The organism is Umboniibacter marinipuniceus (genome assembly GCF_003688415.1).
In the GTDB taxonomy this organism is placed as follows: domain Bacteria; phylum Pseudomonadota; class Gammaproteobacteria; order Pseudomonadales; family DSM-25080; genus Umboniibacter; species Umboniibacter marinipuniceus.
In genome coordinates, this window is the sequence record NZ_REFJ01000001.1 from 736,110 (window position 1) to 760,467 (window position 24,358).

At 49.2% G+C, this 24,358-nt stretch carries 23 protein-coding genes and 1 other RNA gene; 9 read left to right on the plus strand and 15 right to left on the minus strand.

The features are described from left to right. Positions 1–44: 44 nt before the first annotated feature. From DFR27_RS03325 to smpB, 10 genes are all read right to left on the minus strand, one after another. Positions 45–371, minus strand: a complete 327-nt coding sequence (locus tag DFR27_RS03325; protein WP_121876025.1) for a hypothetical protein — start codon at positions 369–371, stop codon at positions 45–47. After that, complete coding sequence (locus DFR27_RS03330) at positions 368–1,261, minus strand: integrase domain-containing protein (RefSeq protein WP_121876026.1); 894 nt, start codon at positions 1,259–1,261, stop codon at positions 368–370. Before DFR27_RS03330 ends, DFR27_RS03325 begins: the two co-directional genes overlap by 4 nt. Further along, positions 1,254–1,445, minus strand: a complete 192-nt coding sequence (locus DFR27_RS03335) for a helix-turn-helix transcriptional regulator (protein WP_121876027.1) — start codon at positions 1,443–1,445, stop codon at positions 1,254–1,256. Before DFR27_RS03335 ends, DFR27_RS03330 begins: the two co-directional genes overlap by 8 nt. A 621-nt stretch (positions 1,446–2,066) precedes the next feature. Further along, the gene (locus DFR27_RS03340) at positions 2,067–3,257 is read right to left on the minus strand and encodes a tyrosine-type recombinase/integrase (protein WP_121876028.1); all 1,191 of its coding nucleotides are present in this window, start codon (positions 3,255–3,257) and stop codon (positions 2,067–2,069) included. A gap of 484 nt (positions 3,258–3,741) precedes the next feature. Continuing rightward, positions 3,742–4,125, minus strand: a transfer-messenger RNA (tmRNA) gene (gene ssrA, locus DFR27_RS03345). 90 nt (positions 4,126–4,215) lie between these two features. Next, positions 4,216–5,217 (minus strand): hypothetical protein, encoded by a 1,002-nt coding sequence (locus DFR27_RS03350; RefSeq protein WP_121876029.1) that lies wholly within the window; start codon positions 5,215–5,217, stop codon positions 4,216–4,218. A 4-nt stretch (positions 5,218–5,221) separates the two neighbouring features. Next, positions 5,222–6,400 carry an acyltransferase family protein gene (locus DFR27_RS03355; RefSeq protein WP_121876030.1) on the minus strand — a complete coding sequence of 393 codons (1,179 nt, stop codon included), beginning with the start codon at positions 6,398–6,400 and terminating at the stop codon, positions 5,222–5,224. 96 nt (positions 6,401–6,496) lie between these two features. Beyond that, complete coding sequence (locus tag DFR27_RS03360; RefSeq protein WP_121876031.1) at positions 6,497–7,648, minus strand: hypothetical protein; 1,152 nt, start codon at positions 7,646–7,648, stop codon at positions 6,497–6,499. Positions 7,649–7,994: 346 nt separating this feature from the next. Then, entirely contained in the window at positions 7,995–9,353 is a 1,359-nt protein-coding gene (locus DFR27_RS03365; protein ID WP_121876032.1) for a sodium-dependent transporter, read from the minus strand. 72 nt (positions 9,354–9,425) lie between these two features. Beyond that, positions 9,426–9,902, minus strand: a complete 477-nt coding sequence (gene smpB / locus DFR27_RS03370) for an SsrA-binding protein SmpB (RefSeq protein WP_121876113.1) — start codon at positions 9,900–9,902, stop codon at positions 9,426–9,428. 164 nt (positions 9,903–10,066) lie between these two features. On the opposite strand from smpB, the gene DFR27_RS03375 reads away from it, so the two are divergent. Then, on the plus strand, positions 10,067–10,510 hold the full coding sequence (locus DFR27_RS03375; RefSeq protein ID WP_342766691.1) for a type II toxin-antitoxin system RatA family toxin: 444 nt from the start codon (positions 10,067–10,069) through the stop codon (positions 10,508–10,510). Beyond that, positions 10,507–10,812, plus strand: coding sequence for an RnfH family protein (locus DFR27_RS03380; RefSeq protein WP_121876033.1), 306 nt, complete (start codon positions 10,507–10,509; stop codon positions 10,810–10,812). Before DFR27_RS03375 ends, DFR27_RS03380 begins: the two co-directional genes overlap by 4 nt. 44 nt (positions 10,813–10,856) lie before the next feature. Here DFR27_RS03380 and DFR27_RS03385 read toward each other — a convergent pair whose 3' ends face one another. Beyond that, entirely contained in the window at positions 10,857–11,198 is a 342-nt protein-coding gene (locus DFR27_RS03385) for an outer membrane protein assembly factor BamE (protein ID WP_121876034.1), read from the minus strand. A gap of 79 nt (positions 11,199–11,277) precedes the next feature. Here DFR27_RS03385 and fur point away from each other — a divergent pair, with 79 nt between their 5' ends. After that, positions 11,278–11,685: a ferric iron uptake transcriptional regulator gene (gene fur / locus DFR27_RS03390; protein WP_121876035.1), complete on the plus strand. Its 408-nt coding sequence runs from the start codon at positions 11,278–11,280 to the stop codon at positions 11,683–11,685. Between the two features lie 32 nt (positions 11,686–11,717). Here the strand turns inward: fur and recN are convergent, their stop codons facing one another. Then, on the minus strand, positions 11,718–13,403 hold the full coding sequence (gene recN / locus DFR27_RS03395; protein ID WP_170150765.1) for a DNA repair protein RecN: 1,686 nt from the start codon (positions 13,401–13,403) through the stop codon (positions 11,718–11,720). A 128-nt stretch (positions 13,404–13,531) separates the two neighbouring features. Between recN and grpE the strand changes: the two genes are divergently transcribed. From grpE to dapB, 4 genes are all read left to right on the plus strand, one after another. Next, positions 13,532–14,092, plus strand: coding sequence for a nucleotide exchange factor GrpE (gene grpE / locus DFR27_RS03400; protein ID WP_121876037.1), 561 nt, complete (start codon positions 13,532–13,534; stop codon positions 14,090–14,092). A 109-nt stretch (positions 14,093–14,201) separates the two neighbouring features. Continuing rightward, on the plus strand, positions 14,202–16,118 hold the full coding sequence (dnaK, locus tag DFR27_RS03405) for a molecular chaperone DnaK (RefSeq protein ID WP_121876038.1): 1,917 nt from the start codon (positions 14,202–14,204) through the stop codon (positions 16,116–16,118). An 89-nt stretch (positions 16,119–16,207) separates the two neighbouring features. After that, on the plus strand, positions 16,208–17,326 hold the full coding sequence (gene dnaJ, locus DFR27_RS03410; RefSeq protein ID WP_121876039.1) for a molecular chaperone DnaJ: 1,119 nt from the start codon (positions 16,208–16,210) through the stop codon (positions 17,324–17,326). Positions 17,327–17,511: 185 nt separating this feature from the next. After that, positions 17,512–18,318 (plus strand): 4-hydroxy-tetrahydrodipicolinate reductase, encoded by an 807-nt coding sequence (dapB, locus tag DFR27_RS03415; RefSeq protein WP_211327559.1) that lies wholly within the window; start codon positions 17,512–17,514, stop codon positions 18,316–18,318. A 24-nt stretch (positions 18,319–18,342) separates the two neighbouring features. Here dapB and DFR27_RS03420 read toward each other — a convergent pair whose 3' ends face one another. Beyond that, entirely contained in the window at positions 18,343–19,677 is a 1,335-nt protein-coding gene (locus tag DFR27_RS03420) for a DUF945 family protein (RefSeq protein ID WP_121876041.1), read from the minus strand. Positions 19,678–19,834: 157 nt separating this feature from the next. On the opposite strand from DFR27_RS03420, the gene DFR27_RS03425 reads away from it, so the two are divergent. Beyond that, positions 19,835–20,371, plus strand: a complete 537-nt coding sequence (locus DFR27_RS03425) for a hypothetical protein (RefSeq protein ID WP_121876042.1) — start codon at positions 19,835–19,837, stop codon at positions 20,369–20,371. Between the two features lie 129 nt (positions 20,372–20,500). Here DFR27_RS03425 and DFR27_RS03430 read toward each other — a convergent pair whose 3' ends face one another. Continuing rightward, positions 20,501–21,748: an amidohydrolase family protein gene (locus tag DFR27_RS03430; protein WP_121876043.1), complete on the minus strand. Its 1,248-nt coding sequence runs from the start codon at positions 21,746–21,748 to the stop codon at positions 20,501–20,503. Next, positions 21,745–23,148 carry an amidohydrolase gene (locus DFR27_RS03435; RefSeq protein WP_121876044.1) on the minus strand — a complete coding sequence of 468 codons (1,404 nt, stop codon included), beginning with the start codon at positions 23,146–23,148 and terminating at the stop codon, positions 21,745–21,747. The genes DFR27_RS03430 and DFR27_RS03435 overlap by 4 nt, the downstream gene beginning before the upstream one ends. Positions 23,149–23,473: 325 nt before the next feature. Here DFR27_RS03435 and DFR27_RS03440 point away from each other — a divergent pair, with 325 nt between their 5' ends. Next, positions 23,474–24,304 carry a hypothetical protein gene (locus DFR27_RS03440; protein WP_211327546.1) on the plus strand — a complete coding sequence of 277 codons (831 nt, stop codon included), beginning with the start codon at positions 23,474–23,476 and terminating at the stop codon, positions 24,302–24,304. The last annotated feature ends 54 nt before the right edge of the window (positions 24,305–24,358 follow it).

A 24,358-nucleotide genomic window follows, 5' to 3' on the forward strand; every position in this document is an offset into this window, starting at 1 on the left:
AGGCGGAGCTAAAGGACTCTCCTCGCCTATTAAAGTAGATTACACTAGGGCCTACGCCACTCACCATCTTCCAAATCATCTTTCCACTGCCACCATACCCCTCTTTCTTTAAGAATCTTTTCTATATGGCGGTAATATCGGTAGCGATAGGACGGCTTATACTCGGAACAGTACTCGGATAAAAACCAGATATAGTGCTTTTTCTTAACACCGAACCTGACCGAGTCGATACCCCAGTGATCGAGGATAGCCTCGTGAATACGGTCGGCAGCAAGGAGTTTGGCATGGATCGCTGTTCTCGATCCTGTCGCTAACGCTCGTCGAGCGATGGATTTTTGTTTTTTGATAAAATGAGTAATAGCGCCGCTCATCTTTTCTTCCCCCGTAGAGTGCCTAAGTAAGAATTGGTTATTTGCCAGCGCGAGTGGCCCATTTCCTCTGAAAGGGCTAGTCGAATGGCGCGATCGTGCTCTTTGTTGTAGTTCTTGGGAACAGTGTCCGTGTTGATGGGTGCGAGGTGGCCAGCCGCGCGTTCAAACTTCGTAACTGCGAAGTAGGTACGTAAGTCGTGGATACAAGCAATCCCGTTTGATTTTAAGATGGGTTGTAGCTTCCGCTCACACAGCCGATAGAAATAGTCACTATTAGCATCCTCTCCTAATAAATTCCCCCGTTGGTTAGTCGCTAGAGGTAGGGCTTCTACTAGTACCTCCTCGATATCCTCAAGAGGTGTCACTAGGCGTTCGACTTCTCTAGACCTTCCGCCTTTAGTTCCGTGAATAACATCGACCCTACCAATGGTTCGATATGAACGAAGCGACTCGCGGATTTCGAGTAAAATGGCTTCGCGTAGACGAAGCCCTAGAAGCGCACAAATCATCACTACACTGCCGAGACGCGGCGATAGCTCGCCGGCCTCAAAAGCGGCTTTCCTTATGTTCGCGAGATTGAAACGTAAAGGACGAACCCTTACCCTCACGCGTTTTCGTTCGGACGAGTCGGCTGGCGAAATAACGAGATCCTCTCGGCCTTTAAAGGCTAAAAAGCCGTTCGTGGACGAAAGGACGTTATGCGCGTAGGCAGTCGAGTACCATGATAGTGAGCGCGAAAAGCGCTCAATATCTTCGCGTTCTATCTCCTCCAGGCTCAACTCTTCGGCGCTTAGAAAATCGACGAAGAGTTGGAGCCGAGTTTCGTCGGCTCGTAGCGTGGCGGCAGCCACAGGCAGCCGCCTGCGGCTCCCCAAAAACTCCTCAATCATTCGCCGCCACCCAGGAAAGTAAATCCTCGTAGCGCCACATCGCGCAGGACTTGTAGGATCCGAACTTAAGCGGGGCCGGGAAAATTCCGCCGGCAACCCATCTATCTAACGTCGAAGTAGAGATCGAGAGTAGCGCCGCCACATGCGGTTTACGGAGTAAAAGTAGATCTTTATTTTTGTTCATAAAAGTCACCCTAAAAATTGATTTTTTAATTGAAAGAGTTCCGTTAAGGCCCGAACGCGTCTTCGTAGGTTTAGCGAGAGGAAGATTTTCGCGAACGCGGAAAGTCGTAACTAGCGCGTATTAGGTTGAGAAGGGGGGCTTGGTAAGATTAAGTCGATTCAAAAAGCTATCTCGACGCGAGACGCACGGAACTAAACATCTAGCGGGACTTTTCGAATTGGATTTTTCTTATGGGAAATCCCGAATCACTTCTATCGTCCGCCCAAGCGAAAAATCCAAAATGATGCGACTTCTAATAAAAAAAAGGACCTATCTTAAAGTAACAGGCAGGGGTGCCCGTCGTAAGTAGTAATAAATTTTTATAACTACTTTTATTTAACAGCGTAGCTCGAATAAGCCGTCGCTGTTTGAAAGAATAAATCAAATCGGTGTTATAAGACCTATACAGGCACTATCTTCACGGACGTAATTTAAAGCTTTCTGGATTCGTACTAGTACTTTTAATACTAAACGTAATAATCTTCGGCTATCCCGAAGCGGCTTTATTTAAAAAGCGATTAGATGCTGACTTCAGCTCGCTCAGCTACGAGTTTATGACCAGTCTGGCCAGTATTAATATTTTTACTCCATGTGATTGACCCCGTCAAGGACTTTTTTGCCCCACGCGGCCATCATTGATCTTCGTTGTTCTAAGTAGTCACTTCGATTATATGCCCGGCGTACTTCGTTCTCATCAGCGTGTGCTAATGCTGCCTCAATCCAATCTGCGTTGAAACCTGCTTCGTTCAAGTAGGTCGAGGCAATCGATCTAAAACCATGGCTGACGAGTCTATCGCCCCAGCCCGCCCGTCGCACTACGGCGTTAACGGTCTGGCTGTTGATATGCTCGCGAGGGTGTTTTACGCCAAAAAAGACATATTCTGAAGCCTTGTGACGTTCGACTCCATCTAATATATCCAATAAGTAACAGTTCAACGGTACTCTGTGCTCCCGCTTCATCTTCATCACTTCGGGTGGCAGAGTGAGTACCTTTCGGTCAAAATCAAACCATTCCCATTCAACGCAAGCCGCCTCGGCTGGTCGTAGCATTGTCGCCAGCTGAAAGTAGAGTAATTGCTTCACGCGCGGATGGCATTGAGTTTTATCAATATCTGCCAGGAAATCCGCCAGCGCTTCTGGCCGAATCGATCGCATAGCCGTCTTGGTTGGAGGCGGGAAAATCGCTGAAATCTCCGCGAGTCGGTTGTGTTCAATAACGCCGCTATTTACGGCATAGCGCATGATCTGATTGATGATTTGGATGACACGTTTAAGGGTTTCTAGCTTACCGTCGCGCTGAAGCTTCCTTAACGAATTAATTGCCAGGGGTGCGTTAATCTCCGTAATTTGAATATTGCCAAGCGCCGGAAAGACATGCATTTCTAATCGTCGACGGATATCGACGAGGTGGTCGGCCGAAATACTATGTTGTTTAAAATCCATCCACTTAAGCGAGACATCTTTAAAGGTGTTAAGTGCTTCGAGCTCAGCAGCACGAGACTTTTTCGATTCAAGAACAACGTCAACGCCTTCGGCGACTCGCGCAAGAAAGTTACTAGCGGCCTGCCGGGCTTCGGCTAGACCAAGACTAGGAAAACCGCCTAGTCCGGCACTTGATCTCCTTCCATCCGGACGTTTGTATTCTAATACCCAGTTGCGCGCACCGCTTGGGATGATGCGGAGGATTAATCCTCCGCCATCGCGTAACGTATAGGCCTTCGCCTTGGGCTTTGCTGTCGATACTTCTCGATGTGTTAGTTTGAATTTTTTCATCAATAATATGCTCCCTGCTGGCTAGTAAATTCGAACACGTATGAGTACTTGTCAATACCCCAAAAAGCGGGTGAGTAGATAAAGTATGATTTGAGGAGAAATGAGGTGATTTGAGCAACCGACCGGTACGCCACGTAATAGAATATTTTTCGAATGTGTGTAAAAACGCCGTTGCTTAGTATTGGTAAGGCCTGTGGCGATATGCTATCGGCTGATCTTGGTGGATATAACTTGGTTGAAAAGTGATCAGAGTCCCTCGGCGGCACATATTTACTGGCATAGCGAGAGTGGTGATTTGTGTAGGTTGTGTGTAACGCATGTGTGTATTTTGTGTGTAAAAAATAGCTGCGCTTAAATGAGCCAAGATGAGGAGATTTGAGCCAAGCTGACTTCGCAAAATGCACTAGAGCCCAGTGGTATCGGTGTTTTTGAGGTTTGATTTGAGGAGATTTGAAGCGAGTTGACTCGCTTCGAAAGAAGAAATTGGTGGAGCCGGGGGGAGTTGAACCCCCGTCCGCCAGTACGCCATTTTCGGCTCTACATGCTTAGTCTCCCTCAATTAAGTTAACCGCAAACAGCCCGAGGGACAGGACGTTATTGGCGATCTTGATAAAAGTTTAGTAACGCAGCCTCAAGCAAACCTTGTTACGATCCAGTTCTATATGACAGTCAGCAGCGCGATACTGGCACCTTGCTGATGACCGATAGCGGGCGAACCGCTATTAAAGGTTTATGCAGCTAGTGCGTAACCTTCATAGTTAGAGTCGTTTGCAACTATAACAAATACAGCTTTGGATTAACGTGATTGGCTGTCATCACGGCATGCACCAGAAAACTTTGTTACCGTCGTCGAATCCAAGTCGGCCCCAAATGTTCTCTTGAACCCGCGCAGTATAGCTAATTGCTGTGCTAGGTGGAAGCGTTTAAGTAGGTGGCTTCTACTCAGAGGGAGGTTTAATTAAGCCCACCACTTTCGTATTAGCCGCCACACTACAAACAGAAACAAGAGGGGGATTAGTAGGGTTTGTAGAAGGAAGATCACTGTCAGATCAACCACGGAAACGGTAGTGGCTTGAAGGCTTTGATTCAAAGCATCCTCGTCACTCAAAAATGCCTCCAATTCCTGTGCTATTTGCTGCCAATTTCTATCGTGAGGATCTACTTCAGTACTAGGTGGCTCCCAGTTCCAATAGCCAATGGGATCTTCAGTAAAGGCCGGGCGAGTAGTGGCGGGATTTGGCAGCGTTGGGCTAGCGGGTGCAGGTGTTCCGTTGGCGTTCGTTGCCGGTGACGGAATATCGTTAGGCTGAGTGGACTCCACCGGCTCAATACTGGCTGAGGGTTGTGGCTCGGGTACTTTGTAGGTGTTGCTGATGCTGGTGAGTACGGCCTGACTTTGAATTAGCTCGTCATGTGAGGCAGAGCGAAACTCAGAGAGTAACAGCCAATCGGTTGCTTCACTTAATAGTAGGGTGGTGGGTACTATAAATCGTAAGGCAAAGGCGAACACCAACAGCTTTCTGGAGAACTCAAAGTGATGCCTATATCGGGGCAGTAAACTAAAGGCCAATGCTATAGCCGCTAGGCTTAGTAATGCGTTGAAATATTTTCCTGAGGTGATTAGTAGCAATAGCTTCTGCATTCCAAGCGAAGCAAGTGCTAACAAACTCATCCAGGAGAAGCTTTCGATTAAGTCATTAAGGGGGTCTAGAAATTCACCTGGTTGAATAGCGAGCCCGGCAAATACACTCACGGATACGCTAATACTTTGCACCACTGAGATGGCACCGTTGATGAGCTTTGCGGTAGCAAAGATGCCAAAGGCGTCCAGCATGGTGATATTAATAAGCGCGTGAGCCGCATCCGTAAACCATGGGGTCCAGGCTACCACGAGGGCTGCTACAAGAAATACTAGCCAACTGGCAATCTGTTGTTTGCTGAGTACTTTCTTGGATTCCATGGTTTTAGACCTTTAAGAAGATGCCGCGCTTATACATTGCATGTATTGGCAGATAACACACTACGAGAAATACCAATGCAAACGCCAGCGACCCTGGCTTATCACCGAATGCGGGTTGGAATAGGGTGCTGTAGAGCCAGCCTTGAAGTGAGGTGTCAGCTACTGGAATCATGATCAGTAATCGGCTGAGTAGTGCCGCCAAGACATAGATGGCAATGGCGTTGGTACCGCAGACTACCAGTGGCGCTGACCAACCGCGGACTTCAAGTTGATCCAGAATCAGCATAAAGGCGGCAGTAATCACCAAGCTCACCCCAGCGGTCACCAACACGAAACTCGGTGTCCAGAGGGTTTTGTTAATGGGGATTTGTTCGCTCAGAAAATCGCCTAGCACAAAGAGTACAATGCCTGACAGCGCTACCCAGAAAATACTGCTGGCCTCTTTGTTGATAAAGAATTTAGCGCATACGGCACCCAGCAGTGCGGTGCTGGTGGCACTTAAGGTGCTTAGTAGTCCTTCGGGGTCGTAGGCGAAGGGCACAATGAGATCAAAGTACACATGCTCCCTGCCCAGGAAGAAGTCATCAATAAAGGCCGCGAAGCTATTGCCGTGGGCCAAAGTGCCCGCCATATCCACACCCAACACGCTATAGGGTGCCAACATCATCATCGCCCAATAGGCGGCACACAGTGCAGCCGCGCTAACTAACCAGCTTAGCGGTTTACTGTTGAGCACAATCACGGTGCAGAAAATATAAACAAGGGCAATCCGCTGCAATACGCCCATGATTCGGATCTCTTCAACCTGAGACTCCCACCAGTTGAAGCCCTCTTGGCCAAAGGGATAGTAGAACACGGCAATGAGCAGCCCTAAACCAAATAGTTTGAGCGCGCGCGAAGCAATACTGGCATAAAGCTTTAGGTCTGGCGTTTTGGTATCTAAACCACTGGCTACTATGGACATGCCCATGATAAACAGGAAAGCCGGGAAGATCACGTCAGTGGGGGTCCAGCCATTCCAACTTGCGTGTAGCAAGGGCGCGTACACATGTCCCCAGTCCCCTGGGGTGTTGACCACAATCATGGCAACCACTGCCAGTCCACGGAGGACATCAAGGCTTAATAGGCGATTAGAAGCGTATCGTCCAAAAACGGACTGAGTATAGTGGCTAACGGGATTCATATTGAGCTCTCAAACTTTTCCTCTAGATTACCCCATGCCTAAGCACGGGTACAGCTTACCGGTGGGGTTTGAGGGAGCGTTTGAGAACTAGAGCCGTTAACGGAAAAGCTGATAGATGGTTTGTTGGAGTTCCTTGATATTGTTGAGGCGATTGCGAGTTAGTAAGGAATTTAAAAAGAGCTTAGCGTCCTTCAAGTTCATATTACAGCGGTGAGCGGCGCTCACCAGATCGCCGGATCGTACCAATTCACGGCAGAGTTCTGCCTCTTTGGGGGTTGAACGCAGGTTTTCTGTGATATCAGAGGTTGTTAGTTCTGGAATAAGTTCGCCTTGGTAAAACTCAATTTGAGTAGCGTCTAGGTTTTGAAATTCAGCCCGTGAGACCAGTGCGAACAGTCCCTCCTGATTGGGTACGGGGACAACCCGCAGTGCATTAAGCTCCGATAACTCAGGCGTGCTCAAAGCAAGGTCCGAAGCCTGACGTAGGCTATCGCAAAAGTCTTGATCGCTGCATACTAGATGGCCCTTGTCGGTAGCACGAATCAGTTGCGAGCTTTGGCTAAATTCCGCAAAGCTCCGTGAGCTATACAGTAATGATTGGTCTGAGTTTAATACTACACAGGGCTGAGTTTTCCCCTGAATGGCCTCGCCGTGAACGGATGACTTGGTGTCCGCGCCGTCTTCTAGCCAATAGGCGGTAAAACTCTGTTTAACTTTGACCGCTAAGCGCTCTAGTGATCTTACAACGTGAGCATCGAATTTAGCTTCTATGGCGCTGCGGGAGAAAATTAAAATAGCGCGCAGGTCGTTACCAATATTGAAGGACATGGAACAATAGTCCGAAATATTAAGGCAAGACAAATAGGCTTTTTCTAGCCCTGAAGGCGCCTCTAAACCCCGAAGTTCCAAAGACTGTGTGAGCGTTGAGACGTTTAGGCTGGCGTACTTTAGGGCGTCAGTGATGGGCTGAAAGCGGAACGCGCCGTAGGGCCAGCGATAAAGCCAATCGCGGATGCCCGATGCGTGGGTGTGCCAATGCTCTTTGATGCTGTTGCGATGTGTAGAGTAGGTGATTAAATCAACCTTAGATGCGCCGATTTCTTCACCAAATAAGGTGAGTCCCTGGATCATCTCCTCGGAATCAATCGCCTTACGCTGTAAGCGAAAGAGGAAGTCGTCCAGATTATCAAGATGATTGAGCTCGTTATGACACAAGCCTTCATCAGGTGAAGGAGCAAACGTTACCATGAGTAGCTATTCCTTAGCGCAAACAGAACTCTTCTTGTCTTGTTGAAGTTGTCTAATCACTGACTACTTCTCAATACATTATGAGTTGGCGTTATTGTTCTTATTAATCGCATATTTTTTTCGAATTAATAAAAATATATCGCGTTAAAAAGTGTGATGCAAGTCACATTTTTTTAGCTGAGTGATTAGAAATGTTGGAATTGGAGCGGGGGTGCTGTTTTTCTGCTTCGCATCGTCTAGCAAAGTGGTCTGTTAAGCAAGTGAGATAGCACAGTAGCTACGCCTAAAACAGTAGCTAAGCCTATGTGCGCTTAGCTACTTTAGCGTTCTATTTAATAGAAGTGTCTTAGGAAAATAGTTTCTGAACGGTTGGGAACAACATAGTGATGATCAGCGCCGGGCAGACCACTTTAACGTACCATGGCCACACCTTGACGAACCAAGCAGACTCACCGTCTGGGTGGCCTGCTGCAATGGCTTTCATCGCTTCATTGCGATTCCACAACCAGCCTGCGAAGATGCAGAAGGCTAGGCCAATTAGCGGCTCAAGGTAAACGGTAGCGAGGTCGGCGACAAAGCCGAACATGGTATCGAAGTTTAGTGCAATAAGAATGCTGAACGCTAAGATCGCGGTTCCCGTTGCGAAGGTGGCAATTTTACGTTCGATATTAAAGTGTTCACTTACGAAGCTAACGGGTACTTCTAGCATTGAGATTGACGAAGTTAATGCCGCAATGCTCATCAGTAGGAAAAAGGCGATAGCAACGAAGCTACCCGTGGCACCCATACCATCAAATACCGAAGGAAGCACGGCGAAGATAAGTCCTGGTCCTGCCGCTAACTCACCGGCCTCACTATAAATGGTGGTGCCGTACTCCTGCGCCACAAACATTGCGGGGATGATTAACAAGCCGGCAGTAAAGGCAATTCCCGTATCAATTAGCGTTAATGAGGCGCCAAGTCTTGGCAAGTTTTCTTTTTCACTAACGTAGGAGCCGTAGATCAGCATTGTCCCCACGCCAAGGCTCAAGGAGAAGAAGGCTTGTCCCATTGCGCTCAACAGTAGGTCGGGGTTAGTAATGCCCGAGAAATCAGGAACGAGGTACAACTTCAAGCCATCCATTGCGCCAGGTTGCATGAGCACGTAGATAATCAAAGCAATCAGAATAGTGATTAAGCTTGGCATAAGGCGCGTTGACCATTTCTCAATGCCGTCGCGCACACCACCTACAATGATCAACATAGTTAGGATGGAGAAAAGTATGGTGAAAATAATATCTCTACCGGGGCCCTGGGTGGTGAGCCACGTTCCGGTCTCGGTTGCGCCCGCTAGGGTTGCGATGGGCTCGATCATATGAGACATCATCCACCCGGCGAGGATGGCATAGAAGCTGAGGATTAAGCTGGCGGTTAATACGCCGGCTAAGCCTACGGTAGCGCCCACATAGTGGGCCGTCTTGCCGGTACTGACGCTGCCCAGCGCATCAACCACGTTGGCGCGTTTTGCGCGTCCGATGGTTAGCTCTGCCATGAGTGCCGGGTAGGCGAGTAAAAAAGCTAGCGCAAGATAAACAAGAACGAATGCGGCGCCGCCATTACTGGCCGTTTGAGTAGGAAATCCCCAGATATTGCCAAGTCCGACAGCTGAACCCGCTGCGGCCATAAGAAAGCCTAAACGTGATGAAAATTGACCCCGAGCAGCCATACAACAACCTCTAATTATTATTTTGTTACTACTCTAATGGAGCAGGCGGTGAAAAACTAGATCATCGTGCGCTTAGTTGGTTTCGCGCACCAAGCGTTGCTTCTGACGATCCCAATCGCGATCCTTCTGAGTTTCACGCTTATCGTGTAGTTGCTTACCTTTCGCCAGACCAATTTCTACCTTAATAAGGTGAGCCTTCCAGTACATTGCCGTGCAAACAATGGTGTAGCCTTTTTGCTGAGCGGCGTCACGAAAACGCTCAATCTCTTTGCGATGCATCAGTAATTTGCGGACCCGATTCGGCTCAACAACAAAATGCGTGGACACCGTGTTTAGCGGGTTAAAGTGAGCGTTAAGCAGCACGGCTTCCCCATTGTGGAAGTCTACGTAGGTATCGGTCAGTTGGACCTTTCCTTCACGCGCACTTTTTACTTCCCAACCTTGGAGCGAGATACCCGCTTCTAGCTTGTCGGAAATGTGATAGTCGAACTTCGCACGGCGATTCTGTGCAATGGTTCCTGATTGTGCTTTGGGTTTCTTTTTTGCCATGGCTCGCATTTTAAACGCAGCGTTGAAAATAGCCAGAATTTTTCGCAGTGGATAGCCGTAGACGCAGGACGGACTTAATCGTTGGGCTATAAGGATATGCCTTCGTGATGGTCGCAATTGCTTGGAGGCATTGGTATGCTTTGCTAGCCTTAGGAACCTATGAGATGACCATGCCCAAAATTGAACGCTCGGCGCTATTGCCTTACGCCGCTGACGACCTCTTCGAGCTCGTCAACCAAGTGGAAGACTACCCTCAGTATATGTCGGGCTGCGTAGGCGTGGATGTGCTGTCGCGCAGTGAGGATCATTTGGAGGCTCGGCTCCATTTAAGTAGGGCGGGAGTGAAGCAAAGTTTTACCACGCGTAACCAACTTATTAAACCAACTAAAATGGTGATGACGTTGGTAGATGGGCCGTTCAAGCAATTCTCGGGTGAGTGGACATTTTTGCCGCTGAATGAGACGGCGAGTAAGGTAAACTTGAATCTTGAGTTTGAAATGAATAGCGGTATTTTGCAGGCTGCTGCCTCTAAGCTATTTGAGTACACTGCAAATGAAATGTTGGACGCCCTCGTGAAGCGGGCAAATGAAAGGTTAGGAAAGTCATGAGCGATACAATCACCGTTGAGGTGGCGTATGCATTGCCGGATAAACAAACCATAAAGAGTTTGTCGGTACCTGTGGGCACCACAGCATTAGCAGCGGTTGAGCTGTCCGGGATTACCAAGGAATACCCGCAGATCAATCTGCAAACGGATAAAATGGGAATTTTCAGTAAAGCCTTTAGTGCGAAACAAGGCCCTGATGCCTATGAACTTAAAGCGGGGGATAGAGTTGAAATCTATCGTCCACTCATAGCTGACCCTAAAGAGGCGCGGCGTAAGCGTGCAGAGAAGAAGGCGGCTGAGTAGTCCGCCATTCGCATTGATAGCGCATGGCGGAGTGCCTTAAAGCGTTATTCGTCAGAACTAATTTGTGCGTCTAGCTGACTGTCAATTTCTACTAGCAGGTCATTGTCGAACTTGAGGCTAAGGCGCTTGGTTCGAGTTACCTCATCCGCATCCTTAAGGCTCCAGAAATAATCCCAGCGATTCGCGTTGAAGGTATCCGCCACCAGTGGCGTGCCTAAAACGAAGCGAACCTGCGATTTGTCCATGCCTATCTCAAGTTGTTCAACTTTTTCCGCCGAAATGACATTGCCTTGCTGGATGTCAATTTTGTACACCCGAAAGCGCGAGCAGCCGCTCACGGCTAATATGGTAGCGAGAGCTAGTACAATAAAGGTATACTTTTTCATTATTCGGTTATCCAGTACTTCAAGTGAGTTGTGATAATACCTAAGCTAAAGCCAACATAGAAGAGCAAAAGGTCCATAAATGCCTAGCGAAAATATCGAGTTAAAAAAAGCGGGTCTTAAAGTTACCCATCCCCGCGTTAGAATACTTCAAGTACTCGAAAGTTCCCCGAACCGTCATTTAAGTGCAGAAGATGTTTATCAGCAACTCCGTGATGCGGGTGATGACGTTGGTATTGCAACGGTTTACAGGGTATTAACTCAGTTTGAACAGGCTGGCATGGTTCAGAAGCTAAACTTTGACGGTGGCCAATCAGTCTTCGAATTGGATGACGGTGATCACCATGATCATATGGTATGTGTGGATACTGGGAAGGTCATTGAATTTCACTCAGAGGAAATTGAGCGACTACAGGAAGAAATTGCCGCCGCACACGGATACGAAATTAGTGATCACTCCTTGGTACTTTACGTCAAGCCAAAGAGCTAACAACTCTTTGGCTCACTAGCGCTGGAAAGAATTTAATGCATTAGCTCACTAAGGTCTTCGACCTCTTCGAGCAATGCACGAGCGTTCGCTCTTGTCTGTTCCTTCACTTCACTACCGCCTAGCATTCTTGCTAACTCTTCGGTGCGCTCTTCCGGTGATAAATAACGAAGTGTTGAATGTGTGTTGCCTTTCTTGGTGGCTTTGGAAACGTGCCAATGATTATGCGACTGCGCGGCAACCTGCGGTTGGTGGGTCACACTCAGTACTTGAAGATTAACCCCTAATTTACGCATGAGCTGACCAATCTTCGAGGCAGTTGTTCCCCCCACACCAACATCGACCTCATCGAACAGGAGTGTTGGCACGGTTGCCACACTTGCCGTAACCACTGATATTGCCAGAGCGATACGGCTGAGTTCACCACCCGAGGCCACTTTATTAAGCGGTCCAAAGGGTTGCCCCACGTTGGTTTGTACCATGAAGTTAACGCTTTCAGTGCCGGTTGGTGAGAGATCGCTTAAGTTGGTTGGTTGCCATTCAACCTTGAGTTGCGCGCCATCCATAGCTAGTTCGCCGAAAAGTTTATTAACAGCGCTGCATAGCGTTTGTCCCGCTTTGACGCGTGCCTTAGCTAGCTTGTCTGCGGCGTGATAGTACTGATCTTCCAGTTCCGCCATTGCGCGCTGCAGCGTCTCAACTTGGGTATCTATTCCCGAGAGTGCCAATAGCTCATCACTCAGTTCAAGGTGCAGCGACAGTAACGCCTCGGGCATCACTTTGTGCTTTCGTGCAACGGCATAAATTGATTCTAGGCGCTGAGTCACGGACTGAAGTGCCTCGGGGTTGTGTTCCACGTCACTGAGGTGTTGACGGAGCTCGGAAGTGGCTTCATCAGTATGAATCAATGCGGTATTGAGTAGCTCGATAGCCGATTCAGCGGCATTGGAGATAACGGGCATGGAAGTCAGGGCGTTGAGCGCGTTTTGTAGCTGGGTCCGAATGCCCTTATCGCGGTCAATTAAGGAACTCGCCTCCTCACCGGCAGTGATCAATGCCTGTGCGTGCGATAGCAGTTGCTGCTGTGCTTCCAGCGTTTCAATTTCACCCTCCGCTAACGCCAAGGCATCCAACTCAGACACTTGGTACTGGAGTAATTGCTTGCGAGCGATGCCTTCCTCTGGGTTGGCGGTTAGAAGTTTTAGCTCCTTCTTATACTTGCGCCATTCAGCCGCGTAACGAGCAACACTGGCTCTTTGGGTACTCAGTTGCCCAATCTCATCCACCAAGTTTAATTGATGGTTAGTATTGAGGAGTGCCTGATGGCCGTGTTGGCTATGGATTTCTGCCAAAAGGGGGGCGAGCTGCTTGAGCTGTGAGGCGGCAACAGGGCGACCATTTAAAAATGCTTTGCTGCGACCGTCTGCGGAGACCACACGGCGAAGAATACAGTGATCTTCATCCATGAGCTCATGGGCGTTTAGCCAATCAATAGCGGCTTGGTTTTCACGAATGTCAAAGCAGGCCGAGATGTCAGCGCGCTTGGCGCCATGGCGCACATAGCCAGCGTCAGATCGGGCGCCAAGTGCTAGGCTGAGGGCGTCCAACATAATGGATTTACCGGCGCCGGTTTCGCCTGTAATGACAGTGAGCCCTGGGCTAAATTCTAGATTGAGTGATTCGACCAAGGCGAATTGCGAGATAGATAGTTCACTTAACATAACTGTGTTTCCATACAGTGTTTTTATATACAGTATCCTGTTGGTGATTTTTTGGCAAGCGGGGCTTGAAAAATAATTTGTAGCATCCATATAGCTAACATCGATAGGAAATTGCAACGGAGTAAATCGTGAGCGATAAAGATTTAGAGAATCAAGCACAGCAAGAAGCAGTCAACGAGGAAGTTGCTGCGGAGGAAAACATTGAGCTTTCCACTGAGCAAATGTTGGAAGCGCAGATTGAAACGCTGAGTGAAGAGGTTGGTCAGTTGAAAGACCAGATGCTTCGTGTTCAGGCAGAAGCGGCCAATATTCGCCGTCGTTCGGAGATTGATGTTCAGAACGCTCATAAGTACGGCCAGGAAAAGCTGGTTAAAGACCTTCTTCAGGTTGCCGATAACTTAGAGCGCGCGCTGAGCGCCATCGATGCCGATGACGAAGCGGTTAAGCCACTGGCTGAAGGGGTTGAATTAACCTTGAAGTCTTTCATTGATAACTTGGCCAAGCACAAGGTTGAAGCGGTTAACCCAGTGGGCGAACCGTTTGACCCGAACCTACACCAGGCAATGACCATGGTGCCTAACCCGGATCTAGAGCCGAACACCGTTATGGATGTGATGCAGAAAGGCTACACCTTGCATGGACGTATCGTTCGCCCTGCAATGGTGGTTGTTTCAAAGGCAGCGGGTTAAAAAAAAGATTCACATGAGGGTTGAAAAAGTTTTTCTAAACCCCATTTAAGTTACATAGATTGATAAACGGTGTAGCAATACACCAACCGAAATTTGATTGGAGGCCACTATGGGCAAAATCATTGGAATTGACTTAGGTACTACTAACTCTTGTGTTGCGGTAATGGAAGGCGACAAGGTTAAGGTAATTGAAAACGCTGAAGGCGACCGTACTACGCCATCTATTATTGGTTACGCTGAAGACGGCGAGACCTTAGTTGGTGCAGCGGCAAAGCGCCAGGCAGTAACTAATCCACACAACACGGTTTACGCCATTAAGCGTCTGATCGGCCGTAAGTTTACGGATAACGAAGTTCAGAAGGATCTTAACCTAGTACCATTTGGTATCGTAGCGGCCGACAACGGTGACGCATGGGTTGAAGTGAAAGGCGAAAAGCAAGCTCCGCCGCAGATTTCTGCTGAAGTGCTGAAGAAGATGAAGAAGTCAGCTGAAGACTACCTTGGTGAAAGCGTAACCGAAGCTGTGGTAACCGTTCCGGCTTACTTCAATGACTCACAGCGTCAAGCTACCAAAGATGCCGGTAAGATTGCTGGTCTTGAAGTGAAGCGTATCATCAACGAACCTACTGCGGCAGCAATGGCTTACGGCCTAGACAAAGCAAAGGGCGAGCGCAAAGTTGCGGTATACGACCTTGGTGGTGGTACTTTCGATATCTCGATCATTGAAATTGATGAAGCCGATGGCGACATTCAGTTTGTTGTACTCTCTACTAACGGTGACACGCACCTAGGTGGTGAGGATTTCGATCTAGTGTTAATCAACTACTTGGCTGACGAGTTCAAGAACCAGTCTGGTATTGATCTGAAAGGTGACCCGCTAGCAATGCAGCGTTTGAAGGTTGCTGCTGAGAAAGCGAAAATTGAGTTGTCTTCTAGCTCACAAACTGAAGTCAACGAGCCGTACATCACTGCTGACGCAACGGGTCCTAAGCACTTGGTTGTTAAGTTGACTCGTTCAAAGCTTGAGTCACTGGTAGAGAAGCTTATCGAGCAGTCACTAGCGCCGGTTCGCCAAGCACTTGATGATGCAGATCTAAGCGTTTCTGAGATCGATGACGTTATCTTGGTTGGTGGTCAGACTCGTATGCCACTTGTTCAGGAGAAGGTAACTGCTTTCTTCGGCAAAGAGCCACGTAAAGATGTTAACCCTGACGAAGCAGTAGCAATGGGTGCTGCAATTCAAGGTGCGGTACTTTCTGGTGATGTTACCGACGTCCTGCTTTTGGACGTGACTCCACTATCGCTAGGTATTGAAACAATGGGCGGTGTTGCAACACCGTTGATTGAGAAGAACACTACGATTCCTACTAAGAAGTCGCAGGTTTTCTCAACGGCCGATGACAACCAAACAGCGGTAACGATCCACGTTGTTCAGGGTGAGCGTAAGCAAGCTGTACAGAACAAGTCACTGGGACGTTTCGATTTGGCTGACATCCCGCCAGCACCGCGTGGCATGCCACAGATTGAAGTAACTTTCGACATCGATGCAAACGGTATTCTTAACGTTAGCGCGAAAGACAAAGCAACCGGCAAAGAGCAGTCCATTGTGATTAAAGCTTCGTCTGGTTTGAGCGATGAAGAGATTGAACAAATGGTCAAAGATGCGGAAGCTAACGCTGAAGCGGATAAGGCCTTCGAAGAAGTTGTTCAAGCACGTAATGCGCTTGAAGGTCTAACACACGCATCGAAGAAGACACTTGAAGAAGCCGGTGATAAGGCTACTGATGAAGAGAAAGCAGCTATTGAAGCGGCGATCACTGAAGCAGAAGAAGCCGCCAAAGGCGACAACAAGGAAGCGATGGAAGCAGCAACTCAGAAGTTGACTGAAGCCACTTCAGGTCTGGCACAGAAGATGTACGCAGAGCAAGCTGAAGCCGAGCAAGGCCAGGCAAGCGACGCCACACAAGCTCAAGGCGACGACGTTGTTGACGCAGAGTTTGAAGAAGTGAAAGACGAAAAGAAGTAAGCGCCTAGGCGTGAGCTAAAGCAGGGCGCATCAAGAAGTTAAACTTTCTTGTTTGCGCCTTTTGCGTTATTGGATAAAGGCAAAATTTGATGTCAAAAACAGATTATTATGAAGTGCTTGGTGTAGGGCGCGACGCAACCGAGAAAGACCTAAAGCGAGCTTATCGTAAGGTTGCTGCGAAGTATCACCCGGATCGTAATCCCGATGACCCAAAAGCTGAAGAGAAGTTTAAAGAAGCTTCAGAGGCCTATGAAATCCTTTCCGACTCACAGAAGCGTGGCGCCTATGATCAATACGGTCATGCCGCGTTTGAACAGGGCGGTCAAGGTGGTGGCGGCTTCGGTGGCGGTGGCGCTGGATTCGGCGATATCTTCGGCGACGTCTTTGGTGATATTTTCGGTGGCGGTCGTCGTCAGCGTGGTCCACAGCCAGGGCGCGATCTTCAGTATAACCTTGAGCTAACGCTTGAAGAAGCGGTTCATGGTGTTAAGAAGACCATTAAGATTCCAACGGATGTAGACTGTGATACCTGTGATGGTTCAGGTTCAAAGGATGGCTCTAAGCCGGAGACCTGCGGTACCTGTAATGGGCATGGTCAGGTTCGTATGCAGCAGGGTATGTTTGCGGTTCAGCAAGCTTGTCCAAGCTGTCATGGCCGTGGCTCCGTCATTAAAGATCCATGTTACTCATGCCGAGGAACGGGCCAGAAAGAAGTTGAGAAATCGCTTTCTGTTACCATTCCGGCCGGCGTTGATACGGGTGCGCGCGTTCGTCTATCGGGAGAAGGTGAAGCCTCTCCAAATGGCGGCCCAACGGGTGATCTCTATGTTATGGTCCATGTTCGCGAGCATAAGATCTTTGAGCGCGATGGCAAGAACCTCTACTGTAACGTTCCAGTAAGTATTGTTGATGCCGCCCTAGGTGGCGAGATTGAAGTACCTACTTTAGATGGTAAGGTTAAGCTTAAGATTCCATCGGAAACTCAGTCAGGTAAAATGTTCCGTCTCCGTGGTAAAGGTGTGGTAGACCTTCGTGGCGGATCGGCTGGTGACTTGATGTGTCGGATGCAGGTGGAAACACCGGTTAAGCTCAACAAGGAGCAGGTTGAGATCTTGGAGGCGTTCCGGGATAGCTTGGAAGGTGATAAAAACTCACCGCGTAAAAAGAGCTGGTTTGACGATGTGAAGAGTTTCTTCGCCGGCGAATAAGCCAACTAGAAAAGAGGATGCTATTTAGCATCCTTTTTTTTGGCTGTAATTTGGGTGTGAGGAATTAAGCCCCTATGAATCCTAGCTAAGTTACTATTCCGCCTTGGTATAGGAGCTATAGGGGATCCATTTTTACCTAAGCTTGGTTTGGGTGTAGACTGCTAGCAAATAGATAAAGAGCACGTATCATGACAACAATTGCCATAGTAGGCGCAGGCGGTCGCATGGGCCGCGCCTTGATTAGCGCTGTGACCGAGAGCGCCGATATGAACCTAAGCGCAGCCACGGCACGAGCAGGCAGCTCGCTGTTGGGGGTGGATGCGGGTGAGTTAGCGGGCGTGGGTAAATTGGATGTCACGGTCGTAAGCTCGGACGAATTGGCGCACCAGCAGTTTGATGTGCTTATTGATTTTAGTCAGCCTGAACTCAGTCTTGAAAACCTAAGGGTCTGTGCTGAAATGAACGCGGCGGTAGTGCTGGGAACCACTGGTTTCAACCAGCAGCAGCGCGAACAAATCAACCACTTTGCGCAACGTATTCCCATTGTCTTTTCGGCTAATATGAGCGTTGGTGTGAACGTGGCTCATAAGCTACTCGCTATGGCCGCGCAGGCCATGGCGGATGACTACGACATTGAGATCCTAGAGGCGCACCACCGATTTAAGAAGGATGCACCGTCTGGCACCGCATTGGCAATGGGAGAAGTGATTGCCGAGACCATTGGTCGTGACCTCAATGATGTGGCAATTTATGGCCGTGAGGGCTTCACTGGTGAACGCGATAGCGAGACAATTGGATTTGCTACGGTTCGCGGCGGCGACGTAGTAGGCGATCATACGGTAATGTTTCTTGGCGATGGCGACCGTTTAGAGATAACCCATAAAGCGTCGAGTCGAAATACCTTTGCTAAGGGGGCGATAAAAGCAGCACGCTGGTTGCAAGGCCAGCCTAATGGCCTCTATTCCATGTCCAACGTGCTTGGTCTTAACTAAGCGCTTCAGCTAGCGCTAGCGGTTCTAATTACCCGCTGGCGCTAGCGGAATTCCATTGAGTAGCAAACTGCCTGCTTGTAACGAAAGCGGGCTTTCATATCCTTGAGAACCATCTCGGTTCAAAAAGCCAGCTTCGGCATACTGCTCGAAAAGCTGTTCAAGTTGCCTCCGGGCTCGCGCACTCTCAGTTTCAAAGGCGGCGGAGCTTGGCGTGATGAAAGACTGGCTGGTAATAGTCTGGATGTCCGCTAAATGTTTAATGAATGCTTCATTAATTGCCACATCTAGGTGCAATTCCAGCGGGTTCTCTGGCGTTGTGACGAGCTTTATTTCTCCCATAGCGTTTAGCTTTGCGGAACCTTGTTCTAGTGAGAGGGTTTCGATATAAAGCTGGGTGCCAGCTAAGGTCTCAAGCATTTGGCTTTGCCAGTCAGTTGGAGCTAATTGACCATCGTAAAGTGCTAGGGTCTGGAATGACTGATAGGGAAAGTCAGCAAGCTTAAGGGCCTCTGTGAAATTACCCAGCGGCAGGTTGTTGAGCATCAAGCCGTCAGCGTGAACCAACCCAGTTCCGTGCATGAAACCGTTGCTCACTACGCCAGAGAAGTCACTGTTAAAGGTGCTGAGGCCGCTGCGACGTTGGCCGTCGCTGTACCAAATATCTCCAGAGGTGAGTTGGCTGTGTGCTTCCGTAAGCAACCGGCCGTTGAAACTTAAACTACTTTGATAGTGAATGCCCTTCGCATAGGCACTTGCGCGGGTTCTATGATCCAGAAACTCGAAGCCAGACCAGTTCAGTTGGTGTTGCTCGAAGCCCTGTTGCTCAATGGCAAATAGATAGTGGATGGGTGCGAAAGTGAGCGCGATATTATCCTCAACAAAATTGACCCCAGGCGTTGATAGCTCCCCCGAGAGTGTTTGGCGAAAGCCTAAGGATAATTTACCTACAATTAGTTGGTTCCCAAATAGATCGAGGAGCTGCTGCTCAATAGTGTCTTCGGCGAAAGCGGGACAGTTGTTAGTGTCTTCAAAATTGATTTCGATACGAGCGCTGGCGGCGGTTAATTGAACCCAGTCAAGGGGGGTGTGACGAATGGAGGCCTCACCAGTAAAACACTGAATTAAGCTGGCCTTGCCGTCTTCGTGATACAGGCTGAAGCGATAGTGCGCGCCGAAAAATTGATCGGTACGTTGTGCCTGAAGCCGATGAGGATCTCCGTTAGCATGCGCAGTGACATTATGTTGGTTTACCAATGAGGTCATTTGCTCAGCGACCAGTTCGGCTATAAAACTATTTGCACTGTAAATTACGCCCACGGAAACAAATATGCCAAGGCTTAGGGCCAATAATTTCTTCATTCGTCACTGCTGCTCACTGATAGTTGAAAATGGCATTCTATCCTAGGGGATTTTTTCTGCTACTTGGGGTTTACGGATAAAACCTAGGCAAAAAAAATACAAAATGTGACGTGGTTAACTAAAATTTAAATGATCAATAATCATTTTAGGTGGGTGTATGAAAGCTGTACTTATCATTTTTGTAGTATTCGCAATGGGTTGCGCAAATAAAGTGGATATGGCAGCTAATCAAACGGCACAAATGGATTACGATTTCAGCCAGCGAGTAGATTTTTCCGCGGAGCTTCCTAACTTAGAGGGTCGTGAATCCTTCACTGAGTTCCGAACGGGCCTTGATGAAACTCAAAAGATAGCGTGGCTTGGCTTTCAGGTGGCGCGCTGTGAATCACTTTATGGTCAGACGGAGTTAGGTGAGCGCTGTGCACTCAATGAAGCACGAGTGTTACGTTTGTTCTCTATTCTTCCTATCGAGTTGATGTCTGAAGAACAGTTTCTGGTGACGCTTGAGGTCTACCAATATTATCAAAGCCTTCAGCTACGGCGTAGCGACTATTCGGTGGTCTATGTCAATTTTCCCGAGGAGCTCTCTTCGGCGAATCAACAGTTACTGCTGAGCCGAACGGCTTCACCTCTAGCGCTTTTCATTGTCGCCGTCCGAGACGTGTTAAATGAGGAAGATGACACGGTCTATTAGGCACTTTGCTCGGCCATTAAAAAAGGCGGTGATACCAAAGCTCTTGAAGAACTTTTAGGTAGTCAACGCCTTGTTAGACACCAGCTTTGCTCAGGCTTCAAAAAGCCTTAAGCAATCCGCTTTGAGCCACTAGTTGTATGAGAATGGCTCGGCTTGATTGATATCAAAGTATCGTTTAGCTAGCGCTTCTTCACGCGTGGTCAGATCAACCTGCTCGCCATCAATAATCACGGTGGTTGGAGCGCTGGTTAATTCAAGCGGATCACCACTCCAAATGACCACATCAGCGGTCTGACCGATTTCCATGGTCGCAGAGTAAGCTCCCCCGAAAATATCGACTGGGTTAACCGTTAGCGCATCCACGGCGCTCTCCCAAGGTAAGCCATGTGCCACCGCCAATCCGGCGGCCTGGGTCAACGTTTGACCAGTGTATGGCTCGCCATTGTAAAAAGCGATAGTCACCCCGGCCGCATTGAGCAATGCCGCGTTATCTAGGCGAGCTGCGCGCTGGTCGAAGCCATAGGGAAGATTAAGATATGGATCGACTAAGACGGCGATGTCAGCCGCAGCCAGTTCGTCAGCAACGCGCCAAGCTTCGGCACCACCACGAATAACGGCTTTAAGGTTATGGCGCTCCGCAAAGTCCATCACAAGACGCAGATCGCTCATGCGATTTGCATCGAAGACCAGCGGTACATCGCCACTAATTACCGCCTGAAGTGCTTCTAAGCTGTCCAACGAGAGTACATAGCTACCCGCATTACTGTAGCGATCACGTGGGTTGTTGGCATAGTGCTTAGCGTCAGCCATGACACGCTCAAGATTGACCCAGAGCGCCGCTCGCGTACCGCCAGAAACGTCTTTACCAAATTCTTCAACATCCACGAACTGGGCAATGTCAGCAGCGGTGACGATGTCATCGCCATAAGTCTTGATAGCAGCAGCTTGGCCTAAGAAGACCTTGCTTCCTCCGCCTGGCGCAACAACCGCTCTAGTAAAACCAAAGCGATAAGCTAGCGGGAGACGAGTAGAGTCTGGGTTGATGGCATACTGCATAGAGGTAGCCGCACCAGATTCATCTGAGTAGGCGTCTACCGTGCTAGATTCAGCACTGACTTCCACTGAACCCCAGTTCACGGCGGTACCCACTAGCCCTGGTGTTACGTATTGGCCAGCGGCATCAATTACGGCGGTTCCCGCCGGGATATTCACGCCATTACCGATGGCGACAATTTCGTCACCGCGGATCAGAATGGTTGCGTTTTCTAGTGTGCCTTGCGCGGATTGTGTAACGGCCTTCGCGTTGATAATGGCAATGTTATCGGCCATTGCTACGTTGCTAGCAATTAGGGCTAGTGCCAGAGTTGAACGGATCATTGGGCATCCTCCAAGGCAGGTTGTGCGACTTCGAAATCAGCGGTCTGCTGATTCGCTTCGTCAAAACGGTCGTAGCGCATTGCGCCGTCAATAAAGACCTGGTCGGCAAGTGTGTAAACGGAGAATGGGTTACCACTCCAAATTACCACGTCCGCGTTTTTACCCGCTTCCAGCGAGCCAGTTACCTGCTCAAGGCCGAGTGATTTAGCCGGGTTGTAACTCAACCAGCGCCAGGCGTGCTCGATAGAGATATCCATGCCATGGCGGTTACCGGCTGCCATCGCCTTAGCGGCCTCATGATTAAGGCGCTGAATGCCCATGTCATCATCCGAGTGAACAATGGCATCTGCACCGGCTTTGTCCATTAATGCAATGTTTGAAAGCGATGCGTCATAGGCTTCCATTTTGAATCCCCACCAATCAGCCCAAAGCGCACCGGCGATGTTGTTTTCAGCAAGGAGGTCAGCAATTTTGTAGGCCTCAACACCATGGTGGAAGGCGGTGATCTGGTAATCAAATTCTTTGGAAAGGTCGATCATGATCGACATTTCTTCGGCGGTGTAGCAGTGGTTGTGAATGCGAATATCACCGGCTAATACCCCAGCGAGCGTCTCTAGCTGGAGGTCTCGAGAAGGTTCATCGCCACCGTTGGCAGCGTAGTCGTCCCAAGTTGCTTTGTAATCCTGCGCGGCTAACCAGGCGTTACGGTATCCTTCGACGTTGCCCATACGGGTCATGGGGCCACCGCGGTTGCCGTAGACACGTTTAGGGTTCTCACCACAGGCCATCTTCAAGCCGTAAGGCGCGTCAGGAAATTTCATTTCCATAACATTACGACCAATGATTGGCTTCAAGACCACGCTTCGGCCACCAAAAAGGTTGGCAGAGCCAGGAAGGATCTGCAGTGCTGTAACACCACCTGCGATAGCCCGCGTGAAACCAGGATCCTGTGGGTGAACCGAATGCTCAGTCCAAACACCCGCGGTGTTGGGTGACGTCATTTCGTTACCGTCTTGAGATGAGTCAACCGATGGCGCAGGGTAGTTACCAAGATGACTGTGTACGTCAATGATTCCAGGGGTTACCCAGCGACCTTCAGCGTTGATGATCTGAGTGCCCTCATCCGCGGTAAGGTCAGTGCCAATGGCAACGATCTTACCGTTACTAAGTAGCACGCTGGTGTCCTCGGAAAGACCGCCTAGGCCGTCGAGTACCGTTGCATTGGTAATCAATACAGGCGCTGATTCGGGTGCAACGTACTGGCTAGGGAATGCATCAAGACGAGCGAAGTCGGCTTTTGCCTGAGAATCGCCAGTAGAACCGGCAGTTTGAGAGGCATTGTCACAGGCAGTAATAGAAGCTGCTGCGGCGATGGCCAGGAAAAGGGTACTAACTTTCATTGGTTAGAGCTCCTTAGAATGAGTGTGTGGGTTTGGGCGCACGTTAATCAGTTTTTATCGCGCTCAAACGATGTCTAAACCGCGATTGAAGTTAACAGAAATCGAGCTGTTCGTCATCCGTATAAGCCTCGAAGGTGGCATTAATTACCGCTATCAAGGATAGTCAAAGCATTGGCTCGTGTTGAGATTTTTTCTGCTAGTGGGTACACTGAAATACTAATTTAGGCTCGGTCACCTGTTGTGATAGCGGTAGTATTGTGGCCAATATAATCACCATATAAGGTCATTAGGATCGCGGTGTCGAAAATAGCTTGCGGAGTGAACAATGAAACGAAATCTAACGCGTAGATCTTTCCTAGGTCTTGTTACCGGAGCCGTAGCAACCACTGCAATCTCCGTCACTCCAAAGGCTAAAGCGGCTACTGATAGCGATCCTAGCGACGGCGTGGGGGAAGGTGTCACGGGCATCACCGATTCGGACACCGGTTCAAGCGCAGATAGATCAAATCGTGGTCGAGGAAATCAAACCGGTTGTACTGATTCTGATACGGGCAAGAATTCCGATGACGCCAATAATGGTCGCCACTGTGAAACGACGTCTGGCTGTACGGATTCTGATACGGGCAAGCATTCCGATGACGCGGGTAACGGCCGTAACTGCCAGTCGCAATCAGGTTGTACTGACTCGGACACTGGTAGCAACTCCGATGACGCGGGTAATGGCCGTAACTGCCAGTCGCAATCAGGTTGTACTGACTCGGACACTGGTAGCAACTCCGATGACGCGGGCAATGGCCGTAACTGCCAATCAGGTTGCACTGATTCAGATACTGGCAGCAACTCCGATGACGCGGGCAATGGCCGTAACTGCCAGTCGCAATCAGGCTGCACAGATTCAGACACTGGCAGTAACTCCGATGACGCGGGTAATGGCCGTAGCTGCCAATCAGGTTGTACTGACTCGGACACTGGCAACAACTCCGATGACGCGGGCAATGGCCGTAACTGCCAATCAGGCTGTAGCGATTCAGACACGGGAAGCAGTGCGGATTCCGTTGGTAATGGCCGAAGCTGTTCAGGCGGAGAGATTGAGCAAGGTTGTACTGACAGCGATCCCAATGACGATGCAGGCGACGGCCGCTGCTCAACCTTCTAGTAGGCCCGATATTTAATAAGAGGGGATAGCGATTGAGACCGTAACGGTGTCTAG